General features: G+C 63.0%; 16 protein-coding genes. 9 read left to right on the top strand and 7 right to left on the bottom strand.

What is annotated here, in order from left to right; translation table 11 throughout:
* Nucleotides 1-36: 36 nt before the first annotated feature.
* Nucleotides 37-759 carry a tRNA-uridine aminocarboxypropyltransferase gene (locus tag ACN8M7_RS18455; RefSeq protein WP_490261714.1) on the top strand — a complete coding sequence of 241 codons (723 nt, stop codon included), beginning with the start codon at nucleotides 37-39 and terminating at the stop codon, nucleotides 757-759.
* On the opposite strand, the gene ACN8M7_RS18450 is transcribed toward ACN8M7_RS18455, so the two are convergent.
* Nucleotides 719-1645: a DMT family transporter gene (locus ACN8M7_RS18450; protein WP_490261713.1), complete on the bottom strand. Its 927-nt coding sequence runs from the start codon at nucleotides 1643-1645 to the stop codon at nucleotides 719-721. The genes ACN8M7_RS18455 and ACN8M7_RS18450 overlap by 41 nt on opposite strands.
* Before the next feature lie 204 nt (nucleotides 1646-1849).
* Here ACN8M7_RS18450 and erdR point away from each other — a divergent pair, with 204 nt between their 5' ends.
* Together erdR and ACN8M7_RS18440 are read left to right on the top strand one after the other, a co-directional pair.
* Complete coding sequence (erdR, locus tag ACN8M7_RS18445) at nucleotides 1850-2500, top strand: response regulator transcription factor ErdR (RefSeq protein ID WP_061241757.1); 651 nt, start codon at nucleotides 1850-1852, stop codon at nucleotides 2498-2500.
* A 137-nt stretch (nucleotides 2501-2637) separates the two neighbouring features.
* Complete coding sequence (locus tag ACN8M7_RS18440; protein ID WP_061241755.1) at nucleotides 2638-3003, top strand: diacylglycerol kinase; 366 nt, start codon at nucleotides 2638-2640, stop codon at nucleotides 3001-3003.
* Nucleotides 3004-3008: 5 nt separating this feature from the next.
* Here ACN8M7_RS18440 and ACN8M7_RS18435 read toward each other — a convergent pair whose 3' ends face one another.
* On the bottom strand, nucleotides 3009-3935 hold the full coding sequence (locus ACN8M7_RS18435) for a LysR family transcriptional regulator (RefSeq protein WP_490261712.1): 927 nt from the start codon (nucleotides 3933-3935) through the stop codon (nucleotides 3009-3011).
* A gap of 112 nt (nucleotides 3936-4047) precedes the next feature.
* Between ACN8M7_RS18435 and fpr the strand changes: the two genes are divergently transcribed.
* Nucleotides 4048-4827, top strand: a complete 780-nt coding sequence (fpr, locus tag ACN8M7_RS18430) for a ferredoxin-NADP reductase (protein ID WP_490261711.1) — start codon at nucleotides 4048-4050, stop codon at nucleotides 4825-4827.
* Nucleotides 4828-5073: 246 nt separating this feature from the next.
* On the opposite strand, the gene ACN8M7_RS18425 is transcribed toward fpr, so the two are convergent.
* From ACN8M7_RS18425 to ACN8M7_RS18415, 3 genes are read right to left on the bottom strand one after another with little or no spacing between them, the layout of a single operon-like run.
* Nucleotides 5074-5628 carry a peptidylprolyl isomerase gene (locus ACN8M7_RS18425; protein ID WP_490261710.1) on the bottom strand — a complete coding sequence of 185 codons (555 nt, stop codon included), beginning with the start codon at nucleotides 5626-5628 and terminating at the stop codon, nucleotides 5074-5076.
* A 5-nt stretch (nucleotides 5629-5633) separates the two neighbouring features.
* Nucleotides 5634-6431 carry an alpha/beta fold hydrolase gene (locus ACN8M7_RS18420; RefSeq protein WP_061241749.1) on the bottom strand — a complete coding sequence of 266 codons (798 nt, stop codon included), beginning with the start codon at nucleotides 6429-6431 and terminating at the stop codon, nucleotides 5634-5636.
* A 10-nt stretch (nucleotides 6432-6441) separates the two neighbouring features.
* Nucleotides 6442-7368 (bottom strand): PA3225 family LysR-type transcriptional regulator, encoded by a 927-nt coding sequence (locus tag ACN8M7_RS18415; RefSeq protein ID WP_061241747.1) that lies wholly within the window; start codon nucleotides 7366-7368, stop codon nucleotides 6442-6444.
* Between the two features lie 77 nt (nucleotides 7369-7445).
* Between ACN8M7_RS18415 and ACN8M7_RS18410 the strand changes: the two genes are divergently transcribed.
* From ACN8M7_RS18410 to rarD, 4 genes are all read left to right on the top strand, one after another.
* Nucleotides 7446-7760: a hypothetical protein gene (locus ACN8M7_RS18410; RefSeq protein WP_061241745.1), complete on the top strand. Its 315-nt coding sequence runs from the start codon at nucleotides 7446-7448 to the stop codon at nucleotides 7758-7760.
* 135 nt (nucleotides 7761-7895) lie between these two features.
* On the top strand, nucleotides 7896-8495 hold the full coding sequence (locus tag ACN8M7_RS18405) for an FMN-dependent NADH-azoreductase (protein ID WP_490261709.1): 600 nt from the start codon (nucleotides 7896-7898) through the stop codon (nucleotides 8493-8495).
* Nucleotides 8496-8658: 163 nt separating this feature from the next.
* A complete protein-coding gene (locus ACN8M7_RS18400; RefSeq protein WP_490261708.1) occupies nucleotides 8659-9531 on the top strand; it encodes a carboxylate/amino acid/amine transporter in 873 nt (290 codons plus the stop codon).
* Nucleotides 9531-10436, top strand: coding sequence for an EamA family transporter RarD (rarD, locus tag ACN8M7_RS18395; RefSeq protein WP_490261707.1), 906 nt, complete (start codon nucleotides 9531-9533; stop codon nucleotides 10434-10436). The genes ACN8M7_RS18400 and rarD overlap by 1 nt, the downstream gene beginning before the upstream one ends.
* Here rarD and ACN8M7_RS18390 read toward each other — a convergent pair.
* Nucleotides 10423-11001, bottom strand: a complete 579-nt coding sequence (locus ACN8M7_RS18390) for a dihydrofolate reductase family protein (protein ID WP_061241737.1) — start codon at nucleotides 10999-11001, stop codon at nucleotides 10423-10425. The genes rarD and ACN8M7_RS18390 overlap by 14 nt on opposite strands.
* Before the next feature lie 98 nt (nucleotides 11002-11099).
* On the bottom strand, nucleotides 11100-11507 hold the full coding sequence (locus ACN8M7_RS18385) for an anti-virulence regulator CigR family protein (RefSeq protein WP_061241735.1): 408 nt from the start codon (nucleotides 11505-11507) through the stop codon (nucleotides 11100-11102).
* A gap of 197 nt (nucleotides 11508-11704) precedes the next feature.
* On the opposite strand from ACN8M7_RS18385, the gene ACN8M7_RS18380 reads away from it, so the two are divergent.
* The gene (locus tag ACN8M7_RS18380) at nucleotides 11705-13030 is read left to right on the top strand and encodes a DEAD/DEAH box helicase (protein WP_061241733.1); all 1326 of its coding nucleotides are present in this window, start codon (nucleotides 11705-11707) and stop codon (nucleotides 13028-13030) included.
* Nucleotides 13031-13122: the final 92 nt, after the last annotated feature.

Genomic DNA, 13122 nt, shown 5'->3' with positions numbered 1-13122 from the left:
GGTAGAATCCTGCCCCCGTTCGCTGTCGCGCCTTCCATGACCCATCCAGCCCCACATGCCGTTGCCCGCCTGCGCACAGAACGTCTGGCGCGCAGCCTGAAACCCTTCGTCGCCCGCGGCTCGCGTGCCGAGCGCTGCCCGCATTGCCGCGTGCAGCCGACGCATTGCCTGTGCGCCTGGCGCCCGCAGGTCGAAGCCAATGCCGCAATGTGCCTGGTGATGCACGATATCGAGGCACTGAAACCGAGCAATACCGGTTGGCTGATCGCTGATGTGGTGCCAGAAACTCACGCCTTCGGCTGGACGCGCACTGCTGTCGATCCGGCACTGCTGGAGCTGTTGGCCGATCCGCAGTGGCAGCCTTATCTGGTCTTTCCCGGCGAATACGTGGCGCCGCAGCGCGTGGTCGAGGAGGTGACGCTGGCGCCCGGCAAGCGGCCGCTGTTCGTGCTGCTCGATGCCACCTGGACCGAGGCGCGCAAGATGTTTCGCAAGAGCCCCTATCTGGATGCGCTGCCGGTGCTGAGCCTGACCCCGGCGCAGCTATCGCGCTATCGTCTGCGTCGCTCCACTCGCGGCGAGCACCTCTGTACTGCCGAAGTGGCCGCCATGTGTCTGGAGCTGGCTGGCGATCTGCGCGCCGGTGAGGCGCTGGACGATTACCTGGATGTCTTCAGCCAGCACTACCTGGCTGCCAAGCGCCGCCTGCCGCTGGATCTCAACGACGCTCTGCACCTGCGTTTGCAGTCATATCGCTGAGTTCGCTGGGTAGTGGCTTGGGCCACAGCTGAGCCAGCAGCATGCCGCCAAACATCAGTGCGCAACCCAGGTAGCCGCGTATTTCCAGCACTTCGCCCAGCAGCAGAGCACCGGCGATGGCCGCGAACACCGCTTCCAGCGAGAGAATGATCGCTGCATGCGAGGCGATGGCATGCTGTTGCGCCACCACTTGCAGAGTGAAGCCGACCGCCACGCCGAACAGGCCGCCGTAAAGGATGGCCGGGCCGGCAGCCAGGATGCCGGCCAGCGTTGCCGTCTCGAACAGCGCTGCGAGCAACAGGCTGATCGCCGCGCAGGTGGCGAACTGGATGAATGCCAGGCGTAGCGGATCGTGGCGGCTGGCGAAGAATCCCACCAGCAACACGTGAATCCCCCAGACGAAGGCGCCGGCCAACTGCAGCCAGTCGCCGGAGGCTACGCTGAAACCTTCGCCGACGCTGAGCAGGAACATGCCGATCACTGCCAGGCTGGCGCCCAGCCAGATGCCCGCGCTGCTGCGCTGGCCGATCAGCAGGCCGAGAATCGGCACCACGATCACGTACAGGCCGGTGATGAAACCGGAGTTGGTCACCGTGGTGAACAGCAAGCCGACCTGCTGCAGGTTGATCCCCAGCGACAGTGCCAGGCCCATCACCACGCCGCCGATCAGCAGGTTGCGATTCAGCGGTGCAGCGGGGCGTTGCTGGCGACGTTGCAGCAGGGCCAGCACCGGCAGCAGTGCCACGCAGGCGAGGGCAAAGCGCAAGCCTGTATAAAGGAAGGGGCCGATGTTATCCATGCCCAGGCGTTGAGCGACGAAGGCGCTGCCCCAGATCATCGCGGTAATCAGCATCAACAGGTCGGCGCGCAGGGCTTGGCTTCGCATTGGAGCGTCTCGGCAGGAAAGCTGCGCATCCTGCCGCAAAAGCATTGAGCTTGACCACCCCGCCACAGCTCGGCATGCTGAGCGCCGCCGTCGGTCCGAGTGGGGAGTCTGTGATGCAGCATGTGCAGGCTTGAGCGGGTCTTCAGGCGAAAAGCACTGCCATACTTACCTCGGTGCCTCTCATAACAAGAACAGGATCTGCCAATGGCTGCCTACGAAATCCTGATTGCCGACGACCATCCGTTGTTTCGCAGCGCCTTGCAACAAGCTCTGACCCTGGGGCTGGGGCCTGAGGTGCGTCTGGTAGAAGCTGCCAGCATCGCCGAGCTTGAAGGCCACCTGGCTACCAAGAACGATTGGGACTTGGTCCTGCTCGACCTCAACATGCCCGGCGCCTACGGTTTTTCCGGCCTGGTGCTGTTACGCGGTCAGTATCCGCACATCCCCGTGGTGATGATTTCCGCCCAGGAAGAGGCTTGCGTGGTCAACCGCTCCCGCGAGTTCGGTGCCAGCGGTTTCATTCCCAAATCCAGTCCTCTGGAAACCCTGCAGCAGGCCGTGCGCCAGGTGCTCGATGGTGACACCTGGTGGCCGCCTCTGGCCGAGGAGGGCGCACCGGTTTCCGACGAGGCCAGGGCCGCCAGCGCCGGTCTCGCCAGCCTGACACCGCAGCAGTTTCGTGTGCTGACCATGGTCTGTGAAGGCCTGCTGAACAAGCAGATCGCATACGAGTTGAGCGTGTCCGAAGCGACGGTCAAGGCGCATGTCACGGCGATTTTCCGCAAGCTTGGCGTGCGCACCCGCACCCAGGCGGCGTTGTTGCTGCAGCAGATGGAGTCGATCCCTGCGCAGTGAGACGCTATCTGCTGCGCGTCGGTGCGCCGCGGTAAAGTCAGTAAACTGCGCGGCCTCCTTGCAGCCCTCTGGCTCGCATATGCTCTTGCGCCGCGGATGCAGTAAGCTGCGCGCCTCTTCCAGCAGGAGTGAGGCGCATGTCGCCATTCAAGGGCCAGACCGGCCTGAAACGTATCCTCAACGCCGCCAGTTATTCACTCGATGGCCTGCGCGCAGCGTTTCTCGGCGAAGCGGCCTTTCGTCAACTGGTGCTGCTCAATCTGGTACTGATTCCGTCGGCTTTTCTGCTCGACGTCAGCCGAGGCGAGCGCGCCTTGATGGTGGCCGTGTGTCTGCTGGCGCTGATCGTCGAGTTGCTCAACTCGGCCATCGAGGCAGCCATCGACCGTATTTCCCTTGAACGCCACCCGTTGTCGAAGAACGCCAAGGACATGGGCAGTGCCGCGCAGTTGGTGGCGCTGGGCATGATCGCCTCGGTCTGGGCGATCATCCTGCTTGGCTGAAACACTCAGACGATCGGCGGCAGCACGATCTGATCGCTACGACTGACGCCGGCAGTCAGCGCGCGACACTGCTCGAGAAACTCGCGCATGGCTGCCGTCTGGTACTTTTGCTTGTGCCAGATGAAGTAGAACTGCCGACGCAGATCCAGTTCCGGCGTTTCCACCGGCATCAGGCTGCCGCGACGGAAGGCGTCGCGCAGCGCCAGGCGCGAGATGCAGCCGATGCCCAGGCCGGACTCCACGGCGCGCTTGATCGCCTCGGTGTGTTCCAGCTCCAGGCGAATATTCAGATTGCGCGGGTGATGACGCATGGCCTGATCGAAGGTCAGCCGCGTGCCCGACCCTTGTTCACGCAGGATCCAGGCTTCGTGCGTCAGTTCTTCCAGGGTCGCGCTGCCGCGCTGGGCCAGTGGGTGTTGCGGCGCGCAGAACACCACCAGCTCGTCCTCGACCCAGGGCTGCACTTCGATATCCGGGTGCTGGCAGTCGCCTTCGATCAAGCCCATATCCAGTTCGTAGTGCGCGATCTGCTGCACCACGTGGGCAGTGTTATGCACCTGCAGCTTCACCCGACATTCGGGATGGTGCTGCATGAAGCTGCCGATCAGCAGGGTGGCGAGGTAGTTGCCCACGGTGAGGGTAGCGCCGACGTTCAGCGATCCATAGCCACTCTTGCCGCCCAGCAGGCGTTCGATCTCGCGGGCCTGGTCGATCAGCGCCACCGCCTCGGGTAGCAACTGTCGGCCCAGGGCGTTGAGCGCAAGGCGTTTGCCGGCGCGGTCGAACAACTGGCAGTCGGACTGGCGCTCCAGTTCTGTCAGCGAGGTGCTGGTGGCCGACTGCGACAATGCGAGCGACTGCGCCGCGCGCGAGACGCTTTCATGCTGCGCCACGGCAACGAATACCTGAAGTTGTCTGAGGGTAAATCGCATATCTATATAACCGATAACCTATATCTTGATAATCCACTTAACAGATATTGTTGTCGCGAATAGAATGCCGCGCAACAGCGCTCTTGGCGTCGTAGTATTCGAGGAAATCATCATGAGCAATATGAACGTCGAGCGCGTGCTCAGCGTCCACCACTGGAACGATACGTTGTTCAGCTTCAAGTGCACCCGTGATCCGGGCCTGCGCTTCGAGAATGGCCAGTTCGTGATGATCGGTCTGCAGCAGGACAGCGGCCGTCCGCTGATGCGTGCCTACTCCATCGCCAGCCCGAACTGGGAAGAGCACCTGGAGTTCTTCAGCATCAAGGTGCCGGACGGCCCGCTGACCTCGCAGCTGCAGCACCTAAAGGAAGGCGACGAGATCATCATCAGCAAGAAGCCCACCGGCACGCTGGTGCTCGATGACCTCAACCCCGGCAAACACCTCTATCTGCTCAGCACCGGCACCGGCCTGGCACCGTTCATGAGCGTGATCCAGGACCCGGAGACCTACGAGCGTTTCGAGAAGGTGATTCTGGTTCATGGTGTGCGCTACGTGAACGAAGTCGCCTACCGCGAATTCATCACCGAGCATCTGCCGCAGAACGAGTTCTTCGGCGAAGCGCTGAAAGGCAAGCTGATCTACTACCCGACCGTGACCCGCGAGCCGTTCGAGAATCAGGGACGCCTGACCGACCTGATGCGCAGCGGCAAGCTGTTCGCCGACATCGGCCTGCCACCGATCAACCCGCAGGACGACCGCGCCATGATCTGCGGTAGCCCGAGCATGCTCGATGAGACCAGCGAAGTGCTCGACAGCTTCGGCCTGAAGATCTCCCCGCGCATGCGTGAGCCGGGTGATTACCTGATCGAGCGCGCCTTCGTCGAGAAATAAGCTTTCGATCTGCTGCGCGTCGGCCCTGCTGCGTTAAAAACAGGCTCGAAATGCTCATGTGCTACAGCACACTCCGCTTTCTCGCCTGTTTTTGCCTTGCATGACTCTAGCTCGCGAGATCGAATGAAAAGCCGCCCAATTGGGCGGCTTTGTCGTTCGTGGGGCTTGTAGCCAGGATGCAATCCGGGGAGAGCGTAATTGCAATCTCCTGAATTGTGCATCCGGGCTACGGGTTACATCAGCGTCTTACAGGCGCTTGGCGTCGATGATCAGCACCGGCTCGCGCGGTACGTTCTGGTGCATGCCGCGGTTGCCGGTGGGCACCTGGGCGATTTTGTCCACCACCTCCATGCCGCGGGTCACCTTGCCGAACACGGCGTAGCCGAAATCGCGTGAACTGTGGTCGAGGAAGGCATTGTCCTTGTGGTTGATGAAGAACTGGCTGGTCGCCGAGTCGCGGGCCTGGGTACGGGCCATGGCCAGGGTGCCACGTACGTTGTGCAGGCCGTTGTCGGCCTCGTTCTTGATCGGCGCTTCGGTGTCCTTCTGACGCATGTCGGCATCGAAACCGCCACCCTGGACCATGAAGCCCGGGATCACCCGATGGAACTGGGTACCGTTGTAGAAGCCGCTGTCGACGTACTTGAGAAAGTTTTGCGTGCTGATTGGTGCCTTGTCGGCAGCCAGCTCCACTTCCACTTCACCCAGGCTGGTGGTCAGCAGAACCTTGGGGTTTTCCGCGGCCAGCAGGCTGGAGGACAGCAGCAGGGCGCCGGTGGCGAGAACGAGTTGCTTGAGCATGATGGTCAGTTTTCCTTGTTGGCAGTCTCGCCGAGAAAGGCGAGCAGGGCGTTATTAAAGCGTTCCGGTTGATCCATTGGTGTGGCGTGGCGCGAGTTTTCGATGATCAGCAGGCGCGCGTTGGGCATTTCTGCCACGTACTCGCGTTTGCGTTCAACGGGCGTGTAGTCGTGGTCGGCGGCGATCACCAGGGTAGGACAGGTGATGCGTTTGAGGCGTTCCCGCACCCCCCAGCCGATGATCGCATCGAGGCTGGCGAGGTAGGCACGCTTGTCGTTCTGCGGCCAGCGCTCTTCGATCTTGCGCCGCAGCTCGGCCTGTTCCGGGTGCGGGAACAGCAGCTTGGCCAGGGCCTTGGCGATGGTCTCCAGGCTGAGCAGGCGCGATAGCGTCCAGCGCTTGCCGATCTCCAGCCAGTCGCGTGCGCTCTTGGCCTTCACCTCGGGGGCGCTGTTGATGATGGTCAGGCTGCGCAACAGCTCGGGGTGGTCGACGCCAATCTGAAAGCCGATCATGCCGCCCATGGAAATGCCCACCAGGTGCACGGCGGGCAGCTGCAGGTGTTCGATCAGGGCGGTGACATCCTCGGCGAAGTCGATGATGCGATAGGCTCCGCGCGGCTTGTCCGAGCGGCCATGGCCGCGCACGTCGAGAGCAATCACCCGGTAGTGCTGGGCGAGCAGCGGGATCTGATATTCCCAGTCGCGCGTACTCGAGCCCAGACCGTGGACCAGCAGCACGGGCGCACCGTGACCGTAATCCTCGTAATGCAGCTGGCAACCATCGTTGTCGAAATAGGGCATGGCGCAATGCTCAGTTGGTGGACTGCGGTGCGGCGAAGGGCGCGTCCAAGGGGACGGCATCGAAGTTCTTGATCAGCTCGATGAGGATCTGCGTAGCCGGGCCCAACACGCGATCCTTGTTGCTGTAGAGGAAGAAGCGCGGCTTGCGGATGGCGCCCTGGCCCAGCGGCAGTGGTTTGAGCAGGCCTTCCTGGACTTCGCGGACGATCAGATGGCGGGGCAGCCAGGCGAAGCCCAGGCCACTGCTGACGAAGGTGCGCGCGGTCGGCAGGCTGCCCACCGTCCAGCGCTGCTCGGCGCCCAGCCAGCCGGCGTCGCGCGGTTGCAGGCGGCCACTGTCGCGGGTGACCACCTGCATCTGGCCTTCCAGATCCTGAAAGCTCAGCTCGCGTTGCAGGCGGTGCAGCGGGTGCTCCGGATTGGCCACGGCAACGAATTCGACCTCATTGAGCTCGATGCCCAGATGGCCGGTGATGTTCAGCGCGCTGATGGCCAGGTCGGCGGTGCCTTCGAGCAGGACCTCCTCGACCCCGGACAGCACCTCCTCACGCAGGCGCACGCGGCAGCCGCGGCTCTGCGGCATGAAGGCGGTCAGTGCGCGGACGATATTGGCGGTGGGGTAGGCGGCGTCCACCACCAGGCGCACTTCGGCTTCCCAGCCTTGTTCCATGTGGTGGGCCAGGTCTTCCAGCTGGCTGGCTTGCTTGACCAGTTGCCGTGAGCGACGCAGCAGCACGTCGCCGGCCTCGGTCAGTACGGCCTTGCGCCCATCGATGCGCAGCAGCGGTACGCCGAGCTGTTCCTGCATGCGGGCCACGGTATAGCTGACCGAGGACTGCGAGCGGTGCAGCACTTCGGCGGCCTGGGCGAAGCCGCCCTGGTCTACCACTGCCTGCAGCGTGCGCCATTGATCCAGGGTTACGCGAGGAGCTTTCATTGCATCATCCTGCCTGAGTCGACTGTTATCGCCGACGATCTCCACCTACACTGGCTCTCCCATGTTGGAGAGCACCGATGAAAAAAATAATCTGCTTGCTGTTCGCTTTCGTGCCCCTGGCTGCCAATGCCTACCCCATCGAGGTGGAAAAACAGTTCAACGGTGCCGAGGTCTCCGCGACCACTCAGGAAATAGACCACAACATGGCGGCGTTGATGCTCTACAACTACGGTCAGAGCGAGGCCGAGTGCAGCGCCGTGTTCCGCAATGGCCCCGAAGCGCCACGCACCCGGCGTACCCTGTTGGCGCCCGGCGCGAGCAACAACATGACGGTCAAGTTCACCCGTAGCGTGATTCGCCTGCGGGTCAATCTGACCTGCAATCTGAAGTGATCAAAGCCTAGATGCGGCGAAGTAATAAATCAAATTAGTCGATATATGTAAGCGGATATTTACGCTTTTTAATCGAAAGTTGCATCTCTACTCTGTGCTCCATCGACTCTTGTTCACCTCGATGGAGCCTCAGACATGTCCCGTATTCTCGTAATCGAAAGCAGTGCCCGCCAGCAAGGTTCGGTCTCCCGCGAGCTGACCCAGCAATTCATCGCCAACTGGCAGGTTGCGCACCCGGCTGATCAGATTCAGCTACGTGACCTGGCAGCCGAGCCCGTACCGCACCTCGACGCCACGCTGCTGGGTGGCTGGATGACGCCGAGCGAGCAGCAGAGCGAAGCCGAGAAAGCTGCCCTGGCGCGCTCCAATCAACTGACCGATGAACTGCTGGCCGCCGATGTACTGGTGCTGGCCGCGCCGATGTACAACTTCGCCATCCCCAGCACCTTGAAGGCCTGGCTGGATCATGTGCTGCGCGCCGGGGTCACCTTCAAGTACACCGAAACCGGCCCGCAGGGCCTGCTGACCGGCAAGCGTGCCTTCGTGCTCACCGCCCGCGGCGGCATCTACGCCGGCAGCGGCCTGGATCACCAGGAACCCTACCTGCGTCAGGCGCTGGCCTTCATCGGTATCCACGATGTGCAGTTCATTCACGCCGAAGGCCTGAACATGGGCGCCGAGTTCAGCGAAAAAGGTCTGGCCCAGGCCAAGGCCAAGCTGGCTGACGTGGCCTGATAACGTTCCGACTCTCCTGAGCGCCCGTTCGCGGGCGTGCTATGCCGGTCGCTTCCCCTGAAGTGGCCGGCTTTTTTATAGGGCTGCCCAGCGGCCTGCCGGGGTATGGATTGTCCGGCGCGGGGGAACGCGCTAAGGTCGCCGCCTTCGTTCGGAGGTGGCTGTGCGATATCTGCTGATAGTGACCCTGCTGTGGGCTTTTTCCTTCAGCCTGATCGGTGAGTACCTGGCTGGTCGGGTCGACAGCTACTTCGCGGTACTGACGCGCATCGTCATCGCCGGTCTGCTGTTCGTGCCGCTGACCCGCTGGCGTGGTCATGCCCCGGCCTTCGTGCGCGGCATGCTGCTGATCGGCGCACTGCAGTTCGGCATCACCTACGTCTGCCTGTATCTCAGCTTCTCGGTGCTCAGCGTGCCGGAAGTGCTGCTGTTCACCATACTCACACCGCTGCACGTGACGCTGATCGAAGATGCGCTCAATCGCAGGTTCAACCCCTGGGCGCTGGCCGCCGCGCTGGTGGCCGTGATGGGGGCGGGCATCATCCGTTACGACGGCATCAGCAGCGGCTTCCTGCTCGGCTTCCTGCTGCTGCAGGTGGCCAACTTCACTTTCGCGGCCGGTCAGGTGCTGTACAAGCATCTGCTGCTCAGGCACCCCTCGAGCGAGCCGCAATACAAGCGCTTCGGTTTCTTCTATCTGGGCGCGCTGCTGATTGCGCTGCCAGCCTTCCTGCTGCTGGGTAACGGCGAGCGTCTGCCCAGCACCCCGTTGCAGTGGGGCGTGCTGGTCTGGCTCGGCGTGGTCGCCTCAGGGCTCGGCCTGTATTGGTGGAACAAGGGCGCCAGCCTGGTCGATGGCGGCACTCTGGCGGTGATGAACAACGCGCTGGTGCCGGCCGGATTGCTGGTCAATCTGTTGATCTGGAACCACGATGCCGATCTGCTGCGCCTGGCGTTGGGCGGGGCGGTGATCGCGGCGTCGCTGCCACTGGTCAATCTGGGGCGTACGCGCCGACCGCCTACCGAGGTGCATTGATGCAACTGTCCGGGCGTGGTGTGGCGCTGTCGGTTACCGCTTCGGTGCTGTTCGCTGTGCTGCCTGGCTATGTGCAGTGGCTGGCGCCGCTCGATGGCGTGCAGATATTCGCTCAGCGCGTGCTCTGGTCGATTCCTCTGGTCCTGCTGCTGGTGGTGCTGGCGGGGCAGACCGCATTGCTGCGCGAGACCTTCTTGCGTCTGCGCCGCGAGCCGCTGCTGTTGGTCGCCTGTCCGGTGGCGGCGGCGCTGATCGGCGTGCAGTGGGGGCTGTTTCTCTGGGCGCCGCTGGCAGGACACATGCTGGAAGTGTCCATGGGTTACTTCCTTCTGCCCTTGGCGATAGTGCTGACCGGCCGGCTGTTCTATGGCGAGCGCCTGCGGCCGTTGCAGCAGCTGGCGGTAACCTGCGCGGTGCTCGGCGTACTGCACGAACTCTGGCGCACCCAGGCGTTCTCCTGGCTGACGCTGATCACCGCGCTGGGCTATCCGCCTTACTTCATCTTGCGCCGCTGGATGCGTCTGGATGCGCTGTCCGGATTCGTGTTGGAGATGCTGATGCTGGCGCCGCTGGCGATCTGGCTGATCGTCGCCTACGGTCCCGCTGGCGCATTCGCCGAGCGCCCGCTGCTATGGCTGCTGGTGCCGGTGATGGCGTTGATCGGCACGCTGGCCTTCGCCGCCTACATGGCGTCCAGCCGGATGCTGCCTTTGGGGCTGTTCGGCATTCTCAGTTATGTCGAGCCGGTGTTGCTGTTCGCCGTGTCGCTACTGGTGTTGGGCGAGAGCTTCGATACCGGGCAATGGCTGACCTACCTGCCGATCTGGGTGGCTGTGCTGCTGGTGGGGTGGGACAGCGCCCGGCTGCTGCGCAAGCAGCAGCTCGAGAACATCAGGCCGCGCTGATACGCGGCGCTGGGATCTGCGTTGGCATGCTGAGCGGCTTCTGCACCTGGTAGTGCACCTGCAGCGTGCCGCTGTTGAAGCGGCGCTGGTCACTCAGCGTCAGGCTGCGCTCCATGCCGGTCGCCAGCAGCGGAATACCGGCACCGAGCAGGTGTGGCACCAGGTTGATCACCACTTCGTCGATCAGGCCGGCGGTGTAGCAGTTGCCTGCCAGCAGGCTGCCGCCAACCAGCCAGATACGCTGAAAACCGGCCTCGTTCAGCGCCGCCACGGCCTGGGCGGGCGTGCAGTGGGTCAGCTGGATTTCGTCCGCAGCGCGTGGCAGGGCGAGGCGCGTCAGCACCACGCAGGGCTTGCCGGGGTAGGGCCAGGGGCCGCCCCGCTTGAGCAGCGCTTCGTAGGTGCCACGGCCCATCAGCAGGGCATCGATAGCGGAGTAAAAGTACTGAAACGCGTACTCTTCATCGGCCTTGCGTAGAGAGTCGAACCAGTCGAGGCGGCCATCGGGGCGAGCGATGTAGCCATCAAGGCTGGACGTGACGTGGTAGATCAGTGACGTGTTCATCGTTGCACCTCGGCGGGCCATCCGAAAATTGGAGTGGCGCCGCCGGGACAAGTTCGTCGTACGCCGTGCCGCTTGTCGGCTGGCTGTGCGATAACTGATCAGTCCAGCACGTTGCGCAGGATTTCGTAGATGATCCCCGTCGCGACAGCGACCAGCACCACGTCGCGGCCGATCTGCTTCCACTCGTAGCCGTCGTAATGGGGTAGGCGCGAGGTCACGCGGCTGTCGAAGTTCTTGGCGATGCCCGGGGGCAGTGGTTTGCCGCGGGCCAGATTCTTGGCGATGCCAGGCGGAAGTGAAGAGGTCGGGCCGATCAGCTGACGATTGTCGCCAAGGATGATGCGCACCTGGCCGATGTCCACGCTGGGGCCGCGCATGTCGATACGTACGCCGTCGTCGTGCTGGCCTGGCTTGCCCTTGCCGGGAGGTGGGCTGGCCAACGCTGGCGATGCCGCGAGCAGGATGCACAGGCCGATGCTGAGGGTGGTTTGAATTCTGTTGGTCATGGCGCACGACTCTTTGGTTGGTGCTGATTGGATATCAGCTTAGCCCTCCCGGTTCCTCGTCACCCATTGTGGATGTTGCCCGGATTTTGCCGTTCGTCGTCGCCTGAATGCGAGTTTCATGCAAAGAAATTCGGCCCCGACGGCGGAAACCGTTAGGCTATGCACCGTTTTGTCGATTTCTTTGAGGTAGTGCCCCCGTGTTTGCCCAATTCGCCCTGCATGAACGCCTGCTGAAAGCCGTGGCCGAGCTAAATTTCGTCGAGCCAACTGCGGTGCAGGCGGCAGCGATTCCGCCTGCGCTGGAGGGCAAGGACCTGCGGGTGATCGCCCAGACCGGTAGCGGCAAGACCGCCGCTTTCGTCCTGCCGCTGCTCAATCGTCTGCTCGGTGACGGCAATTCCAAGCAGCGCCTGAGCATTCGTGCGCTGATCCTGCTGCCGACCCGCGAACTGGCCCAGCAGACACTCAAGGAAGTCGAGCGCTTCGCCCAGTTCACCTTCCTCAAGGCTGGCCTGGTGACCGGTGGCGAGGACTTCAAGGTGCAGGCTGCGGTCATGCGCAAGATCGACATTCTGATTGGCACGCCGGGCCGTCTGATCGAGCACGCCAACGCTGGCAACCTGCCTCTGGAAGAGGTCGAAGTGCTGGTGTTCGACGAGGCCGACCGCATGCTCGACATGGGCTTCGCCGAAGACGCCCAGCGCCTGGCCGAGGCCTGCGGCCCGCACCAGACCCTGCTGTTCTCCGCCACGACCGGTGGCAACGGGCTGCGCGAGATGGTCGCCAAGGTCCTCAAGGACCCTCAGCACCTGATGCTCAACAGCGTCAGCCAGCTCAACGAAGGCACCCGTCAGCAGATCATCACGGCCGACCACAACTACCACAAGGAGCAGCTGGTCGACTGGTTGCTGACCAACGAGGCCTACGACAAGGCCATCGTCTTCACCAATACCCGGGTGCAGGCCGACCGCCTCTACGGCAAGCTGGTGACCGCCGGAATCAAGGCTTTCGTACTGCACGGCGAGAAGGATCAGAAGGATCGCAAGCTGGCCATCGAGCGTCTGCGCCAGGGCGCGGTCAAGGTGCTGGTGGCCACGGATGTGGCGGCGCGCGGCCTGGACGTCGAAGGCCTGGATCTGGTGATCAACTTCGACATGCCGCGCTCCGGCGACGAGTACGTGCACCGTATCGGTCGTACCGGCCGCGCCGGTGGCGAGGGCCTGGCGGTATCGCTGATCTGCCATACCGACTGGAACCTGATGTCGAGCATCGAGCGCTACCTCAAGCAGCGTTTCGAGCGCCGCACCATCAAGGAGCTCAAAGGCGTCTACCAGGGGCCGAAGAACCTCAAGGCTTCCGGCAAGGCCGCCGGCAGCAAGAAGAAAAAGACCGAGAAGAAAGACCCGAAGAAGGCCACCGCGTCCAAGCGCAAGACCGGCCCGCGTCCGGCTGGCAAGCCGTCAGGTCTGGTCAGTGCAGACGGCAGCGCGCCACTCAAGCGCAAGAAGCCGGCTGCAGAGTGATCACAGAGCGGTGGACGACGCTTCATCCGTCCACCGCTCTGTGATCGCGATGGTGGATGAAAAGAGCGTCATCCACCCTACTGCCTGAAGCC

Origin of the sequence: Pseudomonas spartinae (assembly GCF_965197125.1) — a bacterium.
Classification (GTDB): Bacteria; Pseudomonadota; Gammaproteobacteria; order Pseudomonadales; family Pseudomonadaceae; genus Aquipseudomonas; species Aquipseudomonas composti_A.
Note: the sequence above shows the minus strand (reverse complement) of the source record. Positions and strands in the feature narration are given on the sequence as shown.

What these genes read in the sequence shown, in the direction of transcription:
- erdR (WP_061241757.1), top strand. Translation starts at nt 1,850, where the DNA reads ATGGCTGCCTACGAAATCCTGATTGCCGACGACCATCCGTTGTTTCGC.
- ACN8M7_RS18440 (WP_061241755.1), top strand. Translation starts at nt 2,638, where the DNA reads ATGTCGCCATTCAAGGGCCAGACCGGCCTGAAACGTATCCTCAACGCC.
- ACN8M7_RS18455 (WP_490261714.1), top strand. Translation starts at nt 37, where the DNA reads ATGACCCATCCAGCCCCACATGCCGTTGCCCGCCTGCGCACAGAACGT.
- ACN8M7_RS18450 (WP_490261713.1), bottom strand. Translation starts at nt 1,645, where the DNA reads ATGCGAAGCCAAGCCCTGCGCGCCGACCTGTTGATGCTGATTACCGCG.
- ACN8M7_RS18415 (WP_061241747.1), bottom strand. Translation starts at nt 7,368, where the DNA reads ATGAAAGCTCCTCGCGTAACCCTGGATCAATGGCGCACGCTGCAGGCA.
- ACN8M7_RS18420 (WP_061241749.1), bottom strand. Translation starts at nt 6,431, where the DNA reads ATGCCCTATTTCGACAACGATGGTTGCCAGCTGCATTACGAGGATTAC.
- ACN8M7_RS18410 (WP_061241745.1), top strand. Translation starts at nt 7,446, where the DNA reads ATGAAAAAAATAATCTGCTTGCTGTTCGCTTTCGTGCCCCTGGCTGCC.
- ACN8M7_RS18425 (WP_490261710.1), bottom strand. Translation starts at nt 5,628, where the DNA reads ATGCTCAAGCAACTCGTTCTCGCCACCGGCGCCCTGCTGCTGTCCTCC.
- ACN8M7_RS18435 (WP_490261712.1), bottom strand. Translation starts at nt 3,935, where the DNA reads ATGCGATTTACCCTCAGACAACTTCAGGTATTCGTTGCCGTGGCGCAG.
- fpr (WP_490261711.1), top strand. Translation starts at nt 4,048, where the DNA reads ATGAGCAATATGAACGTCGAGCGCGTGCTCAGCGTCCACCACTGGAAC.
- ACN8M7_RS18390 (WP_061241737.1), bottom strand. Translation starts at nt 11,001, where the DNA reads ATGAACACGTCACTGATCTACCACGTCACGTCCAGCCTTGATGGCTAC.
- ACN8M7_RS18385 (WP_061241735.1), bottom strand. Translation starts at nt 11,507, where the DNA reads ATGACCAACAGAATTCAAACCACCCTCAGCATCGGCCTGTGCATCCTG.
- ACN8M7_RS18405 (WP_490261709.1), top strand. Translation starts at nt 7,896, where the DNA reads ATGTCCCGTATTCTCGTAATCGAAAGCAGTGCCCGCCAGCAAGGTTCG.
- rarD (WP_490261707.1), top strand. Translation starts at nt 9,531, where the DNA reads ATGCAACTGTCCGGGCGTGGTGTGGCGCTGTCGGTTACCGCTTCGGTG.